Below are 20,587 nucleotides of genomic sequence, written 5' to 3' on the forward strand. Positions count from 1 at the left end.
GCAAGACGTATACCGGCAGTCACGACGATAACAAAAAAGACATGCCGGTACGAAGACAGGATTATTATGGCCGGTTTAAAACGCATCATTCTTATTGATACCCACCTGCCGGGTGTCGTTGAACTCAAACTGGATGGACATACCAATATCTGCGGTACCAACGCTTCCGGTAAAACCACGCTGCAGCGGCTGATACCCGTTTTTTACGGCGAGTATCCCAGCCGCGTTGTACCGGCCACCCGTGATAGTTTTGAGCGCTGGTATTTACCCCGCACCTCCAGCTTTATTATTTATGAGTTCACCCGCGCTGAAGGGGATTTATGTCAGGCGGTATTGAGTTCTAACGGAACGGGGGTTAATTACCGCTTTATCGGTAAGCCTTTTGATATCGACGATTACCTGTTGCCGCAAAAAAACGGTAAACGGGTGAGTATCAGCAGCGCCGAGCTTGCCAGAGCGATGAAACGCAACAACGTGCTGGTGACCAGTTTACTGACCACAAAAGACTTCCGTGCCATTTTGCAAAACGATCACGGTGTACTGAACCAGAGCAGCAATTCACGGGAATTGTTGGGTTACGCCCGTATTTTCAGTTTGTGTCAGCCTAATTTGCATGTACGTCACATCGAGAAGCTGGCCAAAGCCGTGCATTCTAAAGAAGGCAAGATGGAAACCATCAAGGCCATGATTGCCGCTATTCTCGAAGAAGACGGTGTGCAGCCGCCCACCTCAAATTTAAGCCGTAACCGTGTGGATGACTGGCTGCGCGAATGTCAGCTCATTAAGCAGTTTGATCGTATCCGGCCCGAGTTCGGCAAACTTGAACAGGCCGATATGGCACTGGGAACGACAGAGAAGCAGCTTGGCGGTTTAAAGCAGGTGTTTGAGGCGGATAAGAGTCATTTATCGGCGGCTGTCGAAACGGCTAAGAATCAACTGGAAGAGAATCAGTTCCAGCGCAAGCAGAATGATAACCAGTGGTCTGAGACCCGTGACACGCTCAATCAGACGGTGTCATCTGCCCGTGCGGATGTAGAAAAATACACCTCGGAACTGGATGCTGTGGAAGAAGAATTCCAGAGCTGGCAGGAACAGGATATTGAACAGTTAAAAGAAGATGTGGCGAATCTTGGTCAGTGGCAGAACGAGCTGGAACTGGTATCCGGCCGGTATACCTTATTGACCGAAAAACATCAGGATATTGAGTCCACGTTTAACCGCCGTATCGCTGAACTGGGTGAAAAGCTCAGTATGAACCTGGAGCAGCTTTCAGCCAGCCGTCAGGAAGCGGCTGATAAGCGCAGTGACCTGCAGCAGAAAGAGCGTGATGCATTGCAAAACATCCGCGACGATTATGCACAGCAAATTCAATCGTTAAATCACGCACATCAAAACGCCCTCAGCGACCTGAAAGTTGGAGAAGCCGAACTGAAAGCCGGACTGAATAACGCCGGTTATAACGAGTTTGAGCAGTCTCAGCTTGATTTACTGGATGCCGCAATCAAAGAAGCCAGCATCAATGAAGATGCTGCGCGCAGCGAGTATCGTCAGGCACAGCAGGCCCACAGTCAGGCGGTACTGCATCGTCAGTCAGCCTCATCGGCACTGGATAAAGCCCGCAACCAGCATCGGGCACAGGAAAAGCATGTCGACGGTATCAATCAGCTCCTGTACCCCGGAGAAGGCTCCCTGCTGGAGTTTCTGCGTGGCAACCTGGATAACTGGGAACATACGCTGGGTAAGGTCTTGCGTCCCGAATTGCTGGAGCGCAAAGATCTCGTTCCTCAACTGGCTGAAGGTGAAAGCCTGTTTGGTATCAAGCTGGCACTGGAAGCACTGGATACGCCGGAATATGCCCATACTGAACAGGAGCTTAAAGCCCGTTTAAGTGCTGCAGAAGAATCTCTGGCGCTGGCGTTAGCGGCTCAAAACGAGTGTGAAGCGGTATTGTCGAAAGCCAACGAAGACGTGCGTAACGCTGAGCTGGCGATGACCCAGAAAGATAACGCTGTACGCAGTGCAGAAGCCACCCGTAAGCGTGCCCAGCAGGACCGTGATGCAGTACTGAGTGAATATCAGCAGGCGTTGTCGGCCCGCAAACAAAAAGCACGCAGCAAACTGGATGATAACGTTCAGGCCAGAAAACAGCTGGTGGCACAGTTTGAACTTGACCGCGATGAGATTAAAGATCAGCAACGGGAAGCCGAAACGGAGCACAGCTTCCACTGGCAGCAGCTTATTGCTGACACTGATGCCCGTATCAGTCAGCTTGATTCAGATATGCGTAAAGCCAGAGATAATGCGGCAAAAGACCGTCGTGACACTGAGCAGTGGCTGGAAAATGAGCTGAATAACCGCGGCGTGGACGTGGATGAAATCGGTGAGATGAAAAAGCGCATTAAAGTGCTTAAAGAAGATATCTACCGCACAGAAACCCATCGTCATAAAGTTGCTGACTACGAACGCTGGTATCAGACGGTGTTCACCGGCCACAAAGTTGCCTGGCAAAACAGCCTGGCGAAAGCCCGTAAGTCACTGGCCGAATCTGAGCGCGAGCTGGCTGCAAAACAAACCGTGTACCGGGAAACGCGGGAGCAGCTTAAAGATCAGCATGGTCAGTTAGAAACGGCACTGAAAACCTCATCCGACCAATATGAGCAGGTGGTTAACTTTGCTAAATCGCTGGCAAAAATTGCTCTGCCGGCGGTACAGGCCGAAGAGGCTGTACGCCATGATGAGTTATCCGTTAATCAACGCTTATCTCAGGTGCAGAGTGCCCTGCAGGAGCGTGAAGGCTTAATGTCTGATGTGAAAGCTTATGTTGAACGCTTTGATCAGCTTATCGCCGCGCAGGCGGGAACCGGTTTGTCAGATACCTGGGAACGGGCCCGTGAAGAATGTGCCGTGATGAACGCCCAGGGCGTGAAGAGCGTTGACCACCGCCGCATGGTCGGCCATCTGGCGCAGCTGCTGAATGTTATTGTGCCGCAGAAATTACAGGGCCTGAAAGAGCAGGGACGTATCTTTGGTGCGGATCTGAGTCAGTACTATTACGTACTGGCAGATATCGATAAACGCATCGTCAGTCAGAGCCGCCGCATTACCAAAGAGGTTGACGGTGAATTGTTCCTTGATGGCGTGTCTGACTCCGCGGTAAAAATCCGCTCACGGATCAGTGAACTGGAATTCTGGCCTGAACTGGAACAGTTCCGGGCTCTCTACGACGAGTGGATGGGGCTGGGCGCAAATGAATTGCCGGATGAAGAATACGGGCAGAGTATGCGCCGTGTGCTGGATATTCTCGGCCGTGCCGCGCTGACCGGCGGCATCAGTAAACTGCTGGATATCGAACTGCATTTACGTGAAGGCAACAGCGATCTTGTGATCCGTACCGACAGACAGCTGAACGAGTCTTCCAGTCACGGTATGGCTTACCTTATTTTGTGTAAGTTCCTGCTTGCCTTTACCCGTCTGCTTCGTGGTGAAGCCGATACCACTATTCACTGGCCTATCGATGAATTAGGCACACTTCACCAGAGCAACGTGAAGAAGATCTTCGATGCCTGTCAGAACAATAATATTAGCGTGGTAGGGGCCTTCCCGAATCCTGAGTCTGATGTATTAACGCTGTTTGAGAATCGCTACCTTATCGATAAAGTCAGCAGACAGTTACAGGTGGTTGAGCCAAAAGTCAGCGCTATTGCAGAACGCATTAAAGCCCGCCGCGAACAGGAGGAGTCAGCATGATGTCAGAACAGGGTCGTATTTTAAGTTTATTGCTGAAAGGGCAGTTTATTTGTCAGGTGAGTGATGAAGAAGGCTGGCGCTACCTGAAAAGCCGCGACAATGCACAGAAGCTTGAGCCTCATCTGAATGTGCTCAACCGCACTCTGGCGTCAACCGGTGAAGGCGACGTGTTTTTTGCTGCTTATTTAACGCTGGGTGACGATGAGCGCAAAGTGCTGACCCAGCAGTTTCAGGAAACTGCATCCAGTCTGGTGCCGCTGGTAGAATGGTTGTTACTGGTACAGCAAGCCAGTGAGTCAGATATGCCCGTCACGATGGGTAACGCACTGCGTTTAAATGAACTGCAAAGCGTCATAGAAGATACGCCGGCTTATGCAGAACAGCTTGAAAAAATCTCACGTTACCGGGTGTTTAACTCTACCAGTATGAATCTGGACGGTCAGCTTAAGCAGGTGTTTAAGCGTCTGACCGATATGGGATACCTGATTAAACCGAATACCGAAAAGCAGATTTATCTGGTCACCGGTAAAGTTGAGCATCTTTTTGAGATGATTAAATTTATCGACGAAACCGAAAGTCTGTCGTTGTCTGAGCAAGCTGAGGCTGCCGTGCAGCAGGGGAGCCTGATATGAGTCAGGTGTTGGTTCAGGCCGGCACGCGGTTGCTCAATGCGCTGGGCCGCCACAGCGACCTCATCATGCATGCTTACGTCAACGGGTCGGTAAAAGAGGCGGATTTTAGCCGCAAAGTGCTGGAACAACTGGTTCAGCTAGGTGTGTTGTGGCGTCCCGATCCTCAAAGTCCGCTGCGCTTGAAAAACGCGGTTCGTGCATTGCTGGAAGGCAGTTTGCAGGATGAAAGAAACCGTACCATCAACACTAACATCACTGCGTCGCTGGCAAGCTTGCGCACGTTAGCTGAGCACTACAAAGAGTCGCTGCACTACAACCGTTTTAACGAAGCCCATGCTCATATGACCGATTTAACTGAGCATGTGTATCAGTTAACAGAGTCACTGACCAACAGCGTAAGGGTGCTGTTCAGTCGCATTAACAATGAGTTTGGCTATGTCTCTTCGGTAGAAGCAAAAATTCGTGAGAACGAACTGGCGCAGGGACAGGTGAGTGATTTACTGCAGCAACTGGAGAGTTTCCATTTCGATGAACTCAGTGAGCTCGCCGGCAGTAACCGTGAGTTGCGGCATTTGCTTGTTGTTGCGTTACAGCAGAGTTTCTCTAAAGCTGCGCAGGAACTGTCTGTGGTGCAGGCCCGCTTACTCGACCTGCTGGGGCGCTTCCGTGAGTTTCAGGGACGTACCCGTCTGCTTAAGGGCTTTTTACTGCACATGGAGCAACAACCGGATTTTACGCCGGGGAATTATCCGGCATTAAGTCAGGTGCCCGTGTTGTTCAATCAGGCAGAGAGTGTACTTGAAGCGGCGGCAGCCGACGTGAACCAGGTAGCTCACGAAGGTGACTATCAGATGATTGTCAGCACCCTGACTGACATTCATCGCCGTAAGCCGGATGAAAATGCCCACAAGGCCGCACAGGAAATTGAAGTCACGGCGCAGTCCAGTGTGTCACTGGAGAAGGATCCTATCCATGTTGCTGTGGATGATTACTTCTGTGATGTTATTGACTCCGGTCAGCCTAAATCTGCCCTTGAGTACTTTGAAGAACGGGAACTTGAGTTCGATAAAGAGGTATGGATTTATCAGGTTATCGGCGGTTATCAGTCGCTGGATGAAAACGATAAACAATTCTTCGCGCTGGATGCTTCCGGCCAGCCGGACGCTGTTTACACCGGCAATTTCTACATAAACGACGTTACGCTGGGGCTCAGATAGTCCCGGCGTAAATCGTCAACTCTGTGTCATTCACCCCGGTTTAGAACAATTTAGTCTGAACAAAGGGTGAAAATTTTTTAAATTTCCATATAATTAACATTTGTGTAACATAATGAACTTTCTGTAGCAGCTATGCGTAATAGGCGTGTCACATAGAGGAACTAAAGTGGCGCGCGAATTTGATAATACCGGCTAACCGTCGTTGTTATCAGACTGTTAAGGCATATGGCACACGAATGGAGATTATCATGCAGTTGTCCCATGAGCAGGCTTTTAATCAAGCTCTGATCCGTTTATCGGTTTTGTTATACCAGGTTGACGGTAAGGTCACACTTTCAGAACAGGATTATCTGGAAGATGTTATAAACCATTTAGACTGGCAAAGCCCCATTTGCCGCGAGGCATTTTTTACCGACGCTATCTACCAGACACGGCAGGTACTGGATGCAGGCGAAGAGCAACGTTATCTGCGTACGTTGCAAACTGACTTACTCTTTGATGCTGATAAGGCGCTGGAAGTGGCCATGGCCATCACCGGCATTGACGGCGAACGTAGTGATGAAGAAACAGAGCTTCTGTCACTGCTGACGCACAAGGTGCTTGCGAAAGCGCTGGTAAACCGTGCAAAACCGGTATCACCCTCGGAATTGAACTAGAACGATAAAATACGGCGTCTTGCAGAGATGACCGGTATCTGAATTCTGAACAGATAAAATAAGTACTGACGACATGAAAAAGGCCGCTTCAATTTGAAGCGGCCTTTGTTTTTGCTGTGTTGTTTACGCTATTTGCTGTTCATCAGCATCGGTGAGTTCTTTCTCCAGCCGCTGGGTTTCATCAGCCCGTGGCTTGGTGAAACGGGCGAGGGCGAGATACAGCACCGGTGTGAGGTAAAGAGTAAACACTACCGCGATACCTAATCCACCAAACACCACCCAACCGATAGCGTTACGGGATTCCGCGCCGGCACCGGAGGACAGGATAAGCGGCAGACCACCCAGGATGGTGGATACCAGTGTCATCATAATCGGACGCAGACGTACCTTACCGGCCTCTACTATGGCGTCGTAAACTGAATGGCCGTGGTCGCGGAGCTGGTCAGCGAATTCGATGAGCAGGATGGCGTTCTTCGCCAGCAGGCCTATCAGCATCACCAGACCAATCTGCGAATACACATTAATTGTGGTATTGGTCAGGTACAGCGCATAAATCGCTGCGGCGATACCAAAGGGTACAGTGAGCATAACCACAATGGCACTGTTAACACTCTCAAACTGCGCTGCCAGAACCAGCAGCACGATGATGAAAGCCAGAACATAAGTCAGTGCAACTTGCTGAGAGGTTTCTTCAAATGTTTGTGCCTCGCCCAGGAACACAGTGCCAATGCCATCAGGAAGTGTGTCGTTGCCGAGGGCGCGGATTTTCTCTACAGCTTCATTGATGGGGAAGCCGTCAGGTAATTCCATTTCCAGTTTAATAGCTCTGCGCTGGGACTGACGCTCCAGCTCCGCGGCAACACCTTCTTCCGTGATGTACGCTACGCTGCTCAGCGGGATGAGTGAGCCATTATCAGACTTCACATAGAGATTAGTTAAATCCGACGGGTTGCTGGTATTTCGTCTGCTGGATTCCAGCATGATTGGAATCGCCTGGTCACCCACATTCAAATCAGCAATATCGTCGCCATTCACGGCAGCCCTGAGTGTCGCAGCAATGTCACTAAGCGGTACGCCCAGCTCTTCTGCCCGGCGACGGTCGATATTCACACGCATTTGAGGCTGGGTGGGTTCATAACTCACACGGGGTGAACCCAATTCCGGAATGTTGGTTTCAATAGCGGCTGCAAAGTCCATCGCGGCTTCATAAATACGTTCGTAGCTGCTACCGGTCAGGGCGAGTTCAAGTCCGCCACCCTGTCCACGTAAATTCAGGCTGTTGCCCCCGAATGCATTTCCCGGCGCTCCCGGAATTGCCTGCAACTGAGGACGGATTTCCGACACGATATCCTGTAATGATTTATCGCGGTCATCCCAGTGTTTAAGAGGTACTGTGATAAATACAATGTTTGGATCCCAGGAGCCGACTACCGTATAGATAGAATCCACAGTACCGTTTTCGACGTAAGGCAGCAGCACCTCTTCCATCTTATGAGCCTGACGATCCATAAAATTCATGCCTGCGCCGTCAGGGCCACGGGCGAAAATACGGATTGTGCCACGGTCTTCGCTGGGTAGCAGCTCATTGTTGATATTCTGAGCTGTAAACCAGGCGCCAACAGCAGCCAGAATACTTAACAGGACAATAAGCCAGGCGTATTTAAGCGACCATAAAAGTGAGCGCTGATAACCACGCAGGCATGCATTTCCGAAACGTCCCAGCGTGGCTGAAAATATGCCTTTCTCTTTGGCTTTCTTCACCGGCAAACGTGCGGTCAGAGCAGGTACCAGAGAAAGTGCGACGAAGGATGAAATGATTACCGCACCGGCCAGTACACCGCCGAATTCTCTGAACAGACGTCCCGCCGTAGACGGTAAAAATGCGATGGGGATGAACACCGAAGCGAGTACCGCCGTGGTTGCTACAACCGCAAAAAACACTTCACGGGTACCGATAACTGCCGCGGCTCTGGCTCCGAGGCCCATGCCCCGGCGACGCTGAATATTTTCTGACACCACAATAGCATCATCAACAATCATCCCGGTTGCCAGCACCAGTGCGAGCAGGGTAAGAATATTGATTGAGAAGCCAAGCATCCAGATAATGCCAAGCGCCCCAGCCAGGGATACCGGAATGGACAGGGCGGGGACGATGGTTGCACGCCATGAACCAATGAAGACTAATAATGTAAACACAACCAGAATAATGGTGATGCTTAAAGAGCCAATCACTTCGCCCACAGAATCACGGATGAATTCAGCGTCATCACTGGTTACGACAATGTCCATATCAACAAAGCGTTTGTTCAGATCTTCCACCATGGCCATAACTTCATCTGAAATTTCGATGGTATTAGAGCTGGCTTGTCTGATCACGCCTAAACCAATCACCGGACGACCGTCAAGGCGCACCATACTGCTGCTGTCTGCGGGGCCAAAAAATACGCTGGCGACATCGCCAACCCGGATATCTCCGCTGATCACGATATCTGAAACATCCTGTGCTGAAACAGACGTCGCATCTGCGCGGACGATGAGAGACTGGTCCTGAGACTGGATGCTCCCTGCAGGAACATCAAAGGGCGCTAATTCGAGTGCATTTGCCACATCTGTCATCGACAGGTTGAAACTGGTCAGCCGCAGAGGATCGACAGACACGCGAAGTACGCGCTCGCGGTCGCCACTTAACTGTACGTCAGCAACTCCGGGAATACTCAAAAATAGCGGCGCCAGATCGCTATCAACACGCTCGGTCAGCGTTTCCATATCCAGAGTGTCACTGGATACTGCCAGACTGACTACCGCCTGAGCGTCACTGTCTGCACGGATAATGGATACCTGTTCCACATCCTCGGGTAACTGGCGCTGTACACGGCTTACTGATTCGCGGGTTTCATTGGCAGCATCTTCCAAATCAATGCCGGGTCTGAACTCAACCCGCACGCGGGCGGAGCCTTCTTCGCTCTGAGCGTAGATATTTTTCACACCGCTGACCCGGGCCACTGCGCCTTCCAGCCGGCTGGTCACTTCAGCGTCCACGGTTTCCGGAGAACCGCCGGGGTACTCCGCCGTTACAGTGATTTGTGGTGTATCAACGTCAGGCAGTTCCCGTACTTCCAGACCGTTAACGGCAGCAAAGCCGGCAATGACAATAAGCAGATTAAGTACAACAATTAATACGGGGCGGCGAATAGAAACCGACGGCAAATCGCCGGTCTGTTGAGAGTGCTTAGTCATTGTTGTCGCTCCGGCGTGCCAGTTCGGTTGTGATTTGCTGCCCTTCACGAAGACGCTGAACACCTTCAGAAATCAGCATATCACCCGGAGACAGGTTACCGGATACGAGAATTGTGCCTCGCAGACGCTGATGCACAATCACATCAACGCGGCGGGCTTTACCATTTTCAGCAATCCACACGTAGGCACCGGTTGCACCCCATAACAAAGAAGCTTCAGGTACAGCCGCATATTCATTGCCATTAATCTCAAGGTTTACACGGAAGCTCATGCCCGGGCGGTAGTTGTCTAGATTGTTGTCCAGGATAGCCCGTGCACGTAAGGTACGGTCAGTTTCGCTGATACGCGAGTCAACTTCAGCAATTTCTGCCGGCAGTGTTTTATCGCGGTTTGTCCAGGGTTGTAACGTGACTTCCGGCTGGTTGAGCAATACAGTAAGCGCTGCTTCAGGGGCGCGGAAATCAACAAAGAGTTTGCTTCTGTCATCCAGAGTCGTGATGGCGGTGGTGGCTGTAATACGATCGCCCACTTCAACATCTGTCAGGCCGACAATCCCGCTGAACGGTGCTTCAACGGTGCGGTCTTCTAAATCTGCTTTGGCTTCATCAAGGGTAACTTTGGCAAGGTCACGGGTGGTTTGCGCCAGATCGAGTTCACTCTGGGGAATGGCGCCCTTTGCCCGGCTTTCCTGTAAACGTTTATAGGAACGTTCTGCGTCAAGTAACTGGAGCTCAGCGCGGCGAACGGCAACCTGCTGACGGCGGTCGTCCAGTTTTACCAGTACCCGGCCCTGTTCTACATACTGGCCCGGTACAAAATTCACTTCAGTCACTTCGTCTGCAACAGCGGGATACAATACAACCGAGCGGACGGCTTCTGCAGTTCCCACAGCTTCCACATCCCGTTTGGCATATTGAAATTTAATTTCTTCAAGGACAACGAGTTTGGCCTGATTATCGCCAAAAAACTGGGCATTGGCACTGCTGCTCACTATGGAAAATAAAACAGTGAGACTAAAAAAAACAGAGGTTCGTAGTTGGGTTTTCATTGTATTTCCGTGTTTCATCAACGCTTGTCACTCTCCTGCACGCTGAACGGAGACGCGCCGGAGTCAGTAAAGTGATTGTTGTTAAATTTTTGTTTTTATAAGCTGTGTATAGCACCACAGCCTTGTCAGCTAAGCAATTGCAGTTCAGCGTACTCCCTGTACAGCGTATCGTTTTCTATCAGTTCATCGTGTTTTCCTGTACTTACAACGTGTCCTTTATCCATGACGATGATCCGGTCAACATGTTTCACGGTGGCCAGCCTGTGAGCAATGATAATGGTAGTACGACCCTGCATCAGCTTATTCAGCGCCTCCTGCACCATTTTTTCACTGCGGGCATCCAGTGCGCTGGTTGCTTCATCAAGTAACAGTACTGGCCTGTTGGCCAGCAGGGCACGGGCAATGGCAATGCGCTGCTTCTGACCGCCGGACAACCTTACTCCCCGTTCTCCCAACTGAGTGTGATAGCCTTTCTCCAGCTCTTCAATGAATTCGTGGGCAAATGCGGATTTAGCTGCTTTCCTGACCTGCTCATCGCTGGCTGACGGGCAACCGTAGCGGATATTTTCAAGTACGCTGGTGGCAAAAACCACGGGCTCCTGAGTAACAATCGCGATCTGACTTCTTAATGATTCCAGCGATAATGACGTTATAGGGGCTTCGTCCAGCAGAATGGTGCCTTTGCGCACATCATAAAAGCGAAGCAACAATTGAAACAGCGTCGTTTTTCCTGCTCCGCTGGCCCCTACCAGGGCAACCTTCTCGCCGGGATTGACAGTTAAAGACAGTTGATTAAACAGGACGCCGCTGCCGGGGTAACAAAAAGTAATATTGTCAAAAATGATGGCTGGTGGTCTGGCCGTGTCATTACTGAACTGTGTTATGCCCGGGGAGATGTCCGGCACCGTATGTAAAAGTTCCAGTAACCGTTCGCTGGCGCCGGCTCCACGCTGAACTTCGCCGATAACCTCGCTGATGGTTGCCACGCTGCCGCCGGCCATCACCGCATAGAATAAAAAGGCTGACAGTTCACCTGCGGTCATATCACCGGCAAACACTTGTCTGGCACCGAACCAGGCAATCAGGACGATAGCGCTGAGACTCAGCAGCATAATTAATCCAATCAGCATAGAACGGTAATGGATACGGCGTCCGGCGGTTTCCATAACGGCATCCACGCCGGCCTTGAACTGGGAACGTTCCAAATCTGCTGCGTTGAAAGCCTGTACAGTCATTATTTCATGTAAACTTTGATCAATATGCGCCCCCAAATCTGCCACCCTGTCCTGACTCAGACGGGCGTAATGGCGTACCTGAGGGGCAAGCAAACGGATGGGGACTAACACCGCAGGCACCGCCAGTAATACGCACAAGGTCAGCACCGGGCTGGTGATGGTCATCAGCACCAGCGCGCCGGTGAAAGTGATAAAGGAGCGGATCGCCATCGACAGACTCATACCCACCACAGTTTGAATAATGGTGGTGTCGCTGGTGAAGCGGGAAATGACTTCTCCGGTGCGTAATTTTGCAAAGAAAGATGGTGGCAGGGTGAGCAAATGAGAAAATACGCTGATGCGTATATCGGCACTGATGCGTTCACCCAGCCAGGTCATCAGGTAAAAACGCACATAGGTTGCCAGGCTTGCCACCGCAGTAATCACAAGAACACCAATAATTGCCCGGTTCAGCATGTCTGCGTTGTCGTTCATAAAACCCTGATCGACGGCCAGCTTAATTCCCTGACCCAGAAGCAGCCACGCGCCGGAGGCCACCAGCAAGGCGATGATTGCGCCTGTCACCTGTATCCGGTAGCCCGTGAGCAGGGTCCGGATCCATTTAACAACCTGCCAGGTTGTTGCCTTATTCTTTCCTTGATCTGAAGTCATGCCGGTATCTCAAAAAACACTGAACTTTGTATTTTACGCCACAGTTAACTATCAGGATTGCCGGATAAGACCACTTCGTCATTCAGCAAGACCAAAAACACAATAAATTTCTGACCCATAATTTGAATTTCACCGGAGATTGACCATAGTTAAACAACAGCAAAAGGTATTTTTAGTAGTCAGTCAGGTTCTGTGTTTGTTAAACAAGTGAACCGTCTCCGGGAGCCTCCATGCAAAACAAAGCACTACTGGTGGATGATGTGGCCAATGTGCTCGATTCTTTCCGGCGCAATCTTCGGGGGCAACTTGCTTTTGATGTGGCAAACAGCGGTAAAGCGGCGCTGGCACTGATGGCAGAAAATCATTATGCCGTGCTTGTCACTGACATGACTATGCCGGATATGAATGGCTTATCGCTGCTAAGAGAAGTAAAGCGTCTCTATCCGGACACTGTGAGAATTATGCTTACCGGTAACGGCGATCAGCAAACAGCCATAGATGCAGTAAACGAGGGGGATGTTTTCAGGTTTCTCACCAAACCCTGTTCTGTTGTTGAACTGAAGCGGGTTATAGAAGCCGGATTTCATCAACATAGTCTGATTATGGCAGAAAAGGGCCTGTTGAATCAGACAGTAAGAGGCATTGTCAGTGTTCTGGCTGAAGTCCTGGAGTTGGTGAATCCGAAGGCTGCAGCACACAATGTACAGTTGAAAATGTACATGCTTCAGCTCGCAAGGGAACTGAAGCTAAAACAAAGCTGGATGTTGGAACCCGTTGCTGAGTTATCACAGTTGGGAACGATTCTATTGCCGGGCGTACTGGCCGACCAGTATGAAACCAGCAAGCTGACGGCGGCTGAAAATGAACTGATTGAACAACACGCCAGTCTGGCCAGCGATTTACTGGAAAAAATTCCCCGCTTTGAAGCGGTAGCCAGGAACATCCGCTATCAGGACAAGTGCTTTAACGGGGAAGGTGTCCCCGCTGACGATGTACAAGGTGCAGACATTCCTTTCGGAGCGAGAATGCTTAAAGTGGTTAATGATTTTATCAGGGCACGGGAGACAGGCATGTCCACGGTGGATGCATTACGCCGGCTGGAAACAGATGCCCGCTGGTACGACGGCAAAATTTTGTCGGTCTTTACCCGAATGTTGCTGCGCAAATCCGATTTGATGTCTGTGCCGGTATCGTCCATTGAACCCGGTATGGTGATATCAGAAAAAATCGCGACCAACGCCGGAAAGCAACTGGCCAGAGAAGGGCAGGTAGTAACCACTACACTCAAACAGATCCTCACTGTATGCATACAAAGTGGTGCGTTAAGTCCTGCACTGATGATCGGAGTGTATCTGGAAGACAACGGTGACGCCGGAAATGCGGAGGATATTGCAGTATGACTTTCTGGAGGTTTATTACGCCGGAGCCGGCGTTATATACGGAAGTAAACGGTCATTATAATCACTTTATTCTTTTCCTTTCTCTGCTCGTTTCAACACTGGCGGCCTACTCGCTAATTGTCGTGTTAAAACGGATGTGGCAAACCGAATTATTGTCAACAAGACGGCAATGGAAGCGGTTTGGCAGTGTGACATTTGGGTTAGGGGTATGGGCGATGCACTTCACCGGCATGCTCGCCTTTATGTTACCTATCGGCATGTCATTTGATGTGGCATTGACCATGGTGTCTATATTGCCACCCATTGTTGGCGCTTATATCGCTGCGAAACTCATAGCGACACAAGTATTCACCTTTACCAATATTCAACTGAGTTCATTGAGTCTGGCGATCGGGATCGGGGCAATGCATTACACAGGCATGGAAGCTATGGAGACTGAAGCTGCCATGACCTACGATTTTGGCTTCTTCTTACTCTCCATCGTTTGCGCCTGGCTGTTTGCGATGGTTGCCATTTATATGGTGATTTACATACAGCGTAAAAACATTCGCGGGCAATTAGGACTGGTGGGCTGTGCCATGGTGATGGGCATGGCCATCGCGGGCATGCACTATGTGGCAATGTATGCGGTGCATTATTATTTGCCAGTAACATTTATTCCCTCAGAGACCGGGGGCCACGCTGAACCAGCCATTCTCGCACTGGCTATTACAACACTGGTGTTCGTCATTTTTGCAACAACGCTGCTGGGGTCAATTTTTGACAAGCGTTTACAGGCTGCTGAGCTTACAGCCAAAGTCAGCGCTGCCAGAGAGAAAGACATCGTGGAAAACCTGGCTGACGGCTTGCTGGTGGTCAATGAAAATGGCCGGATTACCGGCGTTAATACCGTCGGTCTCAGTTTGTTCGGATATAAAGATGCAGACCAGTTGCGCAACGAGGATATTACAAAAATCCTGCCCGGATTCGACATCCGGCTGCTCACAGGAGCCGGTGAAGAAGGGAAGCAACAACACGTCATGCAACTGGACGGTAAACGGTCGGACGGCACTACCTTCCATTGCGAAATGAATTTTTCTCCTATGACCGTGGTTATACAGAACATGCATCTGTTCAACGTGGTTATCCGTGATATCACCCAACGACTTATGCTGGAAGACCAGTTGCGGCAGGCACAGAAAATGGAATCCATCGGCCAGCTTGCTGCCGGTATTGCTCATGAAATAAATACCCCGACGCAGTATGTGTCAGACAATATCTTCTTCTTAAAGGGCGCATCTGAAACTGGCATTTCTGTGATGAAAACCGTTCATGCGCTTCTCAACAGTAAGGATGAAGGCGAACAGGCTGAAATAAGAGCAGAACTTGAAGCTCTGATGAAGGGTGAAGATATTGAGTTCCTTATTGACGAGATGCCAGTGGCGTTTGATCAGTCGGTTGAAGGTTTGCAGCGTATTGCAAAAATCGTCGGGGCGATGAAGTCTTTTTCCCATTCCGGTGACGAAAAAATGCATAAGGTCGACCTGAAAGAAGCGATCTCCTCAACTATTACCGTTGCGCGGGGGGAATGGCGTTATGTGGCCGACCTCGAAGCGGAGTTTTCTGAAGACGTGCCGCTGGTGACCTGCAGCAGAGACGAAGTGAATCAGGTGGTACTAAACTTTATTGTTAATGCCGCCCATGCCGTAGAAGAAAAGTTTGGCCGCGAACGGATGGAAAAAGGTTTGATTCAGGTGCGTGTGTATCCTGAGGATGACACGGTGATCATTGAGATTACCGATAATGGAACAGGCATGAGTAAAGAGGTATGCAAACGCATTTTTGAACCGTTTTTTACGACCAAACCGCCCGGTAAAGGAACTGGGCAGGGGCTTTCACTGGCCTATGCAGTGATTATAGAAAAGCACAAAGGCCAGATATTAGTGAACAGTGAAATTGGACTAGGTACTACCTTTAAAATTGTTTTACCGGTGGAACACCCGCAGACCGTTGAAAGTGAGCTCAGTGATGAAAATACTCTTTGTTGATGATGAAAAAATGGTGCTCAACGGCCTTAAACGGGCGTTGTATCAGACCGGCTGGAAAATCAGTATTGCTGACTCGCCGCAAAAAGGGCTGGAGGCTATCGCGTCAGATACGCCTGATGTAGTTATTACCGACATTATGATGCCGGTGATGAACGGTGTTGAATTTCTGGATAAAGTGAGTGAAGGCAATCCGGTGATCAGTCGTTTCGTGTTATCAGGCCAGGCGAATGAGAGTTTAGTACTGCAGGGAAGTCAGGTGTCTCATTGCTGGTTTACAAAACCCTGCTCACATGGTTTGCTGACCCAGCATTTGCGTGCTGTTGAGGAAGTAAATCAGACTTTTCCGGATAGTGCTGCTTGTCAGTCGATGGCAGTCAGTTCACCTTTGTTTAATTCTTTTACCTTGCTAAAACAGTTCATGCAGTGCGTCAATTCCAATTTGTGCGAGCTCAGTGCATCTGCGCGGCCTGATATCAATGATAATATGAAAAAGGCCGTGTCTCTTTGTGGCGAACGTTTTTTCGGGCAGGGAGATTATAGTGATTTCAAGGATGCATCATTGAAACTGACACTGGGGGAGAGTCAATTTTATGCGTTGTTGTTCACCGCTGAGTTAATGATGCGGCTGCCGGGGTTATTAGACGAACCTGCAGTGGGCGCCAGGCTGGAACAGGCACTTTCCCGGTGCAAAGACCATGCTACCCCCCTTAATGCACTGGTTCTGATGATCATGGCGTTGAAACAGGATTTGCTGGCCGGTGTGACCATCCCGGCAAAAGTTTCACCCCGACAGGCATTGTTATTTATGCTGCATATGTGGAACTTACCTTACCCCATCATCCACACCGTATCGGAAAAGGTGTCCTGAGGCGCTTTTTTCATCACTAAACTTGCAATTAAAGCGTAGATCCGTATAATGCCGCGGCCTTCTTGTTGGCGCTGATTTTTCAGTGCTTTCAACGAGGTAAGTTAACGGTAACGCTACAACGAGTTTGAGGCAACTATGGTTACTATTCGTTTACAGCGTGGTGGCGCGAAAAAGCGTCCATTTTATCAAGTAGTTGTGGCTGACAGCAGCCGCGCAAGAAACGGTCGTTTCATCGAAAACGTCGGTTTCTTCAACCCAACTGCACAAGGTCAGGCAGAACGTCTGCGTTTAGATCTTGAGCGTGTTGAATACTGGGTTGGTGTTGGCGCGAGCTTATCTGAGCGCGTTAACAGCTTGGTAAAAGAAGCTAAAAAAGCGGCAGCGTAAGCTGTCCTTAATCTGGTAGGTAAAGATGAGTCAAGCGTCTGACAAAGTGATTATTGGCAAGATCGGGGCATCGTATGGTGTGAAAGGTTGGGTCAAGATCAACAGCTTTACTGATGTACCAGAAGGTATTTTTGACTATTCACCGTGGCAACTCAGTGATGGTAAAGAATACCGGATTGATCAGTGGCGACCCCACGGTAAAAGTCTGGTGGCGAAAGTTGTCGGTGTAGAGAGTCGTGATGACGCAGAGCGCATCAAGAATCTGGACATCGCAATTAACGAAAACCAGTTACCTAAACTTGGTGAAGGTGAATTTTACTGGCGGGAGCTCACCGGCATGCAGGTCGTAACTACGCAAGGTTACGATTTGGGTGTGGTGAAAGATGTGTTTAACACTGGCGCAAATGACGTTTTGCAGGTCCGCGCCAAAGTGAATGACGCATTTGGTCAAAAAGAAAGATTATTGCCGTATGTGATGGACTCCGTCATTAAATCGGTAGATAAGGCTGCAAGTGTAATTACGGTAGACTGGGACCCGGGGTTCTAGTGACTGCGGAGAAATGGTTCGGCGTTATCAGTTTGTTTCCTGATATGTTCGCACCCTTCATGCAACAAGGCGTTGTGGGACGGGCTGTGAAATCAGGCATTCTGGATGTCGAGATGTTTAACCCACGTGATTACACACACGATCGTCATCGTACCGTCGATGATCGCCCTTATGGCGGTGGTCCGGGTATGTTGATGATGGTGAAGCCTTTAACTGACGCCATCGCCGCGGCGAAACAAGCCGGCGGTGAACATGCAAAGGTGATTTACTTATCACCACAGGGTAAAAAGCTGGATCAGGCAGGGGTTAAACGCCTTGCCACTAACGACCGCATGATTTTTATCTGCGGGCGTTATGAAGGAATCGATGAGCGCGTCATTGAGGCCCATGTTGACGAAGAATGGTCAGTAGGGGATTACGTGCTAAGCGGCGGCGAACTGCCAGCGCTTGTGCTCATGGATGCGGTAGCCAGAATGGTTCCGGGTGTACTCGGTCATCAGGCTTCTGCCATTGAAGATTCTTTCACCGACGGGTTACTGGATTGTCCGCATTACACGCGGCCTGAAGTACTTGACGGTAAAGCGGTTCCTCCTGTGTTGTTGAGCGGTGATCACGAAAAAATCAGACAGTGGCGACAGATGCAATCGCTGGGCAGAACCTGGCAGCGTCGCCCCGAGTTATTAAACCACCTAGCTCTGACTGAGGAGCAGCAGCGTCTTCTTGAAGTATTCAAGTCGCAGTTGCAGCAAGATGACAGTTAACTAGGACGAGAGGATATGATGAGCAAAGTCAGTCAAGATATCATCAAGAAAATTGAGCAAGCACAGCTCAAAGCTGATGTTCCTGCATTTGGTCCAGGTGACACAGTAGTAGTAAAAGTTCGCGTTACTGAAGGTGACAAAGAGCGTCTTCAGGCGTACGAAGGTGTTGTTATCGCTAAGCGTAACCGTGGTCTTCACTCGTCTTTTACCGTACGTAAAATTTCAAGCGGCGAAGGCGTAGAGCGTGTGTTCCAAACACACAGCCCGGCGGTTTCTTCTATTGAAGTTAAACGTCGTGGTGCAGTTCGTCGTGCTAAGCTTTACTATCTGCGTGAGCGTTCAGGTAAATCTGCACGTATCAAAGAGAAGCTTAACTAAGATTACTAATCCTTGCGTTACTGTTAACTATGAAAAAGCCCGCTTTAAGCGGGCTTTTTTGTACCTTCTGAAAAACCTTTACAGCCAGCCTTTCTGTTCTGCGATTCTGGCTGCATCAACACGGTTTGTTGCCCCGAGTTTGGCAATGGACTCTGAGAGATAATTTCGAATCGTGCCTTCTGACAGAAATAACTGAGATGCAATTTCTTTGGTTTTTAATCCGTCGCTGGCGAGTTTCAGCGCCTTACGCTCCTTTTCAGACAGGGGGTTATTGTCATCTAATGCCAGTAAAGCCAGCTCAGGATCAATGACACGTTCTCCACGATTGATTTTCCTTAACGCTGAGATAAGATAATCACTGTCAGATTCTTTTAAAATAAAGCCTTTTGCACCAAGCTGCATAGCCCGTTTAATATAACCGGGTTTAGAAAATGTCGTCATAAATACCACAGTGCCGGCAAAACCTGAGTCCTGTAACTTACGGGCCATGTCCAGGCCACTCAGATTTGGCATTTCGATGTCAGACAAAATCATATCCGGATGAGGATTGTTACTAAGCCATGAGATGGCAGCTTCCCCGTCCACACACTTTCCGGTGACTGTGATGTCATCTTCCAGATCCAGTAAACTGGCGATAGCATCCCGCACCAGTGACTGGTCCTCGACAATGAGTAACGAAATAGCCTGCATAGTTATTCTCCGGTGTGTAAGGTCAGTCTGACCCTTGTTGCGTCGCCACTCGTTATCGACATCTCTGCACCTATTAAGCCGGCGCGTTCTCTGATGCCAGTCAGTCCATTTCCCGCATCAATAACCGCATGCTTACCATTATCTTCAATCGTTATCGCTAACATTCCGTTTTCCCGCAGGGCTGAAAGACTCACAAGATTCCCCTTGCTGTGCCGCAAAATATTGGTAAATACTTCTTTTACGACCAGCGCGAGATGAGATTCTTGCAAGGCGCTGAGACCGCTAAATGCATCGTCGTGAACAGAGGCGTTGACTGCAAAGCCCAGTTCAGAGAGTGCGCGGGTGTTTTTGGTAATTTCTTCCGAAACGCTGAGTTTTTTCAGGTCGCTGACTGCATGACGGATCTCGCTTAAAAGAGACTGAGAAAGATGTGCAAGCGCTTTTACTTCCCGGTGTGCTTCCTGCGTGCGGCCTTTTTCGATGAGTTTCCCCGCTAACTGTGCTTTCAGTGACATGCTGCTTAGTGCGTGGCCGGCAATGTCATGGAGGTCACGGCCAATGCGTTCCCTTTCTGCAATAGCACTGAGCGCACTCAGTGACTCTGCGTGTCTGGCATCTTTGAGCTGGCTCCAGGTTTCCTTACGTTCCATTACGCCAAAGCAAAAAAGTACAAGCAGGTTAATTAATGAAGCGAGAAAAAATAGCAGGTGATCATCAAACCAGAATAATTGTAAGCCTGTTAAGGACAAACCGGTAAACAGTACAAATGCGATACCGGCGGAAACCGGGTAGTAGTAGCCGGCAATATATGCAATAAAGCCAAATAGTACAGACGCTCCCGGATTGTAAAAGCTGATGGTAAATGACAGGGCCGTCAAAGCCGACAAAGGCAGGGGCAGGGTAGAGAGCTTGCAGTGAATGGCAAGCAGATACAGAGCCACAAACAGGATGTATCCGCAGCCAAAGATCACTAACTCCCGGGGAGCAACTGATTCAGCATAAAAAAGAGGGACAAAATAAGATAACGAGAAAATTAATGAACTGTAAGACCATTTTTTCTTGGATCCTTCCGACAGTAACGGTAGCTGAGAAGCATGCATAACTGA

General features: G+C 49.7%; 16 protein-coding genes. 11 read left to right on the forward strand and 5 right to left on the reverse strand.

The genetic code is table 11. The features are described 5' to 3' along the window. Nucleotides 1-66: 66 nt before the first annotated feature. From ACXAGC_RS13365 to ACXAGC_RS13380, 4 genes are all read left to right on the forward strand, one after another. Nucleotides 67-3,747 carry an ATP-binding protein gene (locus ACXAGC_RS13365; RefSeq protein ID WP_474844779.1) on the forward strand — a complete coding sequence of 1,227 codons (3,681 nt, stop codon included), beginning with the start codon at nt 67-69 and terminating at the stop codon, nt 3,745-3,747. Further along, a complete protein-coding gene (locus ACXAGC_RS13370; protein WP_119500778.1) occupies nt 3,744-4,379 on the forward strand; it encodes a condensin complex protein MksE in 636 nt (211 codons plus the stop codon). Before ACXAGC_RS13365 ends, ACXAGC_RS13370 begins: the two co-directional genes overlap by 4 nt. Beyond that, nucleotides 4,376-5,596, forward strand: a complete 1,221-nt coding sequence (locus tag ACXAGC_RS13375; protein WP_119500779.1) for a phosphoenolpyruvate carboxylase — start codon at nt 4,376-4,378, stop codon at nt 5,594-5,596. The genes ACXAGC_RS13370 and ACXAGC_RS13375 overlap by 4 nt, the downstream gene beginning before the upstream one ends. Nucleotides 5,597-5,844: 248 nt before the next feature. Next, nucleotides 5,845-6,252 carry a tellurite resistance TerB family protein gene (locus tag ACXAGC_RS13380; RefSeq protein WP_119503352.1) on the forward strand — a complete coding sequence of 136 codons (408 nt, stop codon included), beginning with the start codon at nt 5,845-5,847 and terminating at the stop codon, nt 6,250-6,252. A 123-nt stretch (nt 6,253-6,375) separates the two neighbouring features. Here the strand turns inward: ACXAGC_RS13380 and ACXAGC_RS13385 are convergent, their stop codons facing one another. From ACXAGC_RS13385 to ACXAGC_RS13395, 3 genes are all read right to left on the reverse strand, one after another. Further along, the gene (locus ACXAGC_RS13385) at nt 6,376-9,489 is read right to left on the reverse strand and encodes an efflux RND transporter permease subunit (protein ID WP_474844780.1); all 3,114 of its coding nucleotides are present in this window, start codon (nt 9,487-9,489) and stop codon (nt 6,376-6,378) included. Next, nucleotides 9,482-10,537, reverse strand: coding sequence for an efflux RND transporter periplasmic adaptor subunit (locus tag ACXAGC_RS13390; RefSeq protein WP_119500781.1), 1,056 nt, complete (start codon nt 10,535-10,537; stop codon nt 9,482-9,484). Before ACXAGC_RS13390 ends, ACXAGC_RS13385 begins: the two co-directional genes overlap by 8 nt. Nucleotides 10,538-10,662: 125 nt before the next feature. After that, nucleotides 10,663-12,423 carry an ABC transporter transmembrane domain-containing protein gene (locus tag ACXAGC_RS13395; RefSeq protein ID WP_474844781.1) on the reverse strand — a complete coding sequence of 587 codons (1,761 nt, stop codon included), beginning with the start codon at nt 12,421-12,423 and terminating at the stop codon, nt 10,663-10,665. A gap of 230 nt (nt 12,424-12,653) precedes the next feature. Here ACXAGC_RS13395 and ACXAGC_RS13400 point away from each other — a divergent pair, with 230 nt between their 5' ends. From ACXAGC_RS13400 to rplS, 7 genes are all read left to right on the forward strand, one after another. Then, nucleotides 12,654-13,823, forward strand: a complete 1,170-nt coding sequence (locus tag ACXAGC_RS13400; RefSeq protein WP_474844782.1) for an HD domain-containing phosphohydrolase — start codon at nt 12,654-12,656, stop codon at nt 13,821-13,823. Next, entirely contained in the window at nt 13,820-15,850 is a 2,031-nt protein-coding gene (locus ACXAGC_RS13405) for an MHYT domain-containing protein (protein WP_474844783.1), read from the forward strand. The genes ACXAGC_RS13400 and ACXAGC_RS13405 overlap by 4 nt, the downstream gene beginning before the upstream one ends. Continuing rightward, nucleotides 15,831-16,718, forward strand: a complete 888-nt coding sequence (locus ACXAGC_RS13410; protein ID WP_474844784.1) for a response regulator — start codon at nt 15,831-15,833, stop codon at nt 16,716-16,718. Before ACXAGC_RS13405 ends, ACXAGC_RS13410 begins: the two co-directional genes overlap by 20 nt. Before the next feature lie 135 nt (nt 16,719-16,853). After that, on the forward strand, nt 16,854-17,105 hold the full coding sequence (rpsP, locus tag ACXAGC_RS13415; RefSeq protein ID WP_070174859.1) for a 30S ribosomal protein S16: 252 nt from the start codon (nt 16,854-16,856) through the stop codon (nt 17,103-17,105). 25 nt (nt 17,106-17,130) lie between these two features. Further along, a complete protein-coding gene (gene rimM / locus ACXAGC_RS13420; protein WP_474844785.1) occupies nt 17,131-17,652 on the forward strand; it encodes a ribosome maturation factor RimM in 522 nt (173 codons plus the stop codon). Further along, on the forward strand, nt 17,652-18,413 hold the full coding sequence (trmD, locus tag ACXAGC_RS13425) for a tRNA (guanosine(37)-N1)-methyltransferase TrmD (protein WP_474844786.1): 762 nt from the start codon (nt 17,652-17,654) through the stop codon (nt 18,411-18,413). Before rimM ends, trmD begins: the two co-directional genes overlap by 1 nt. Nucleotides 18,414-18,431: 18 nt before the next feature. Continuing rightward, complete coding sequence (rplS, locus tag ACXAGC_RS13430; protein WP_119500788.1) at nt 18,432-18,791, forward strand: 50S ribosomal protein L19; 360 nt, start codon at nt 18,432-18,434, stop codon at nt 18,789-18,791. A 78-nt stretch (nt 18,792-18,869) separates the two neighbouring features. Here rplS and ACXAGC_RS13435 read toward each other — a convergent pair whose 3' ends face one another. Continuing rightward, nucleotides 18,870-19,481, reverse strand: coding sequence for a response regulator transcription factor (locus ACXAGC_RS13435; RefSeq protein WP_119500789.1), 612 nt, complete (start codon nt 19,479-19,481; stop codon nt 18,870-18,872). A 2-nt stretch (nt 19,482-19,483) separates the two neighbouring features. Then, nucleotides 19,484-20,581: a sensor histidine kinase gene (locus ACXAGC_RS13440; protein ID WP_474844787.1), complete on the reverse strand. Its 1,098-nt coding sequence runs from the start codon at nt 20,579-20,581 to the stop codon at nt 19,484-19,486. Between the last annotated feature and the right edge of the window lie 6 nt (nt 20,582-20,587).

This window comes from Alteromonas sp. AWJ4_197 (genome assembly GCF_056160285.1).

Excerpts from the sequence above, each read along its gene's own strand:
- ACXAGC_RS13375 (WP_119500779.1), top strand. The coding sequence starts at position 4,376 with ATGAGTCAGGTGTTGGTTCAGGCCGGCACGCGGTTGCTCAATGCGCTG.
- ACXAGC_RS13400 (WP_474844782.1), top strand. The coding sequence starts at position 12,654 with ATGCAAAACAAAGCACTACTGGTGGATGATGTGGCCAATGTGCTCGAT.
- ACXAGC_RS13410 (WP_474844784.1), top strand. The coding sequence starts at position 15,831 with ATGAAAATACTCTTTGTTGATGATGAAAAAATGGTGCTCAACGGCCTT.
- ACXAGC_RS13395 (WP_474844781.1), bottom strand. The coding sequence starts at position 12,423 with ATGACTTCAGATCAAGGAAAGAATAAGGCAACAACCTGGCAGGTTGTT.
- ACXAGC_RS13380 (WP_119503352.1), top strand. The coding sequence starts at position 5,845 with ATGCAGTTGTCCCATGAGCAGGCTTTTAATCAAGCTCTGATCCGTTTA.
- rplS (WP_119500788.1), top strand. The coding sequence starts at position 18,432 with ATGAGCAAAGTCAGTCAAGATATCATCAAGAAAATTGAGCAAGCACAG.
- ACXAGC_RS13390 (WP_119500781.1), bottom strand. The coding sequence starts at position 10,537 with ATGAAAACCCAACTACGAACCTCTGTTTTTTTTAGTCTCACTGTTTTA.
- ACXAGC_RS13435 (WP_119500789.1), bottom strand. The coding sequence starts at position 19,481 with ATGCAGGCTATTTCGTTACTCATTGTCGAGGACCAGTCACTGGTGCGG.
- ACXAGC_RS13370 (WP_119500778.1), top strand. The coding sequence starts at position 3,744 with ATGATGTCAGAACAGGGTCGTATTTTAAGTTTATTGCTGAAAGGGCAG.
- ACXAGC_RS13385 (WP_474844780.1), bottom strand. The coding sequence starts at position 9,489 with ATGACTAAGCACTCTCAACAGACCGGCGATTTGCCGTCGGTTTCTATT.
- ACXAGC_RS13440 (WP_474844787.1), bottom strand. The coding sequence starts at position 20,581 with ATGCATGCTTCTCAGCTACCGTTACTGTCGGAAGGATCCAAGAAAAAA.
- rpsP (WP_070174859.1), top strand. The coding sequence starts at position 16,854 with ATGGTTACTATTCGTTTACAGCGTGGTGGCGCGAAAAAGCGTCCATTT.
- ACXAGC_RS13405 (WP_474844783.1), top strand. The coding sequence starts at position 13,820 with ATGACTTTCTGGAGGTTTATTACGCCGGAGCCGGCGTTATATACGGAA.
- ACXAGC_RS13365 (WP_474844779.1), top strand. The coding sequence starts at position 67 with ATGGCCGGTTTAAAACGCATCATTCTTATTGATACCCACCTGCCGGGT.
- rimM (WP_474844785.1), top strand. The coding sequence starts at position 17,131 with ATGAGTCAAGCGTCTGACAAAGTGATTATTGGCAAGATCGGGGCATCG.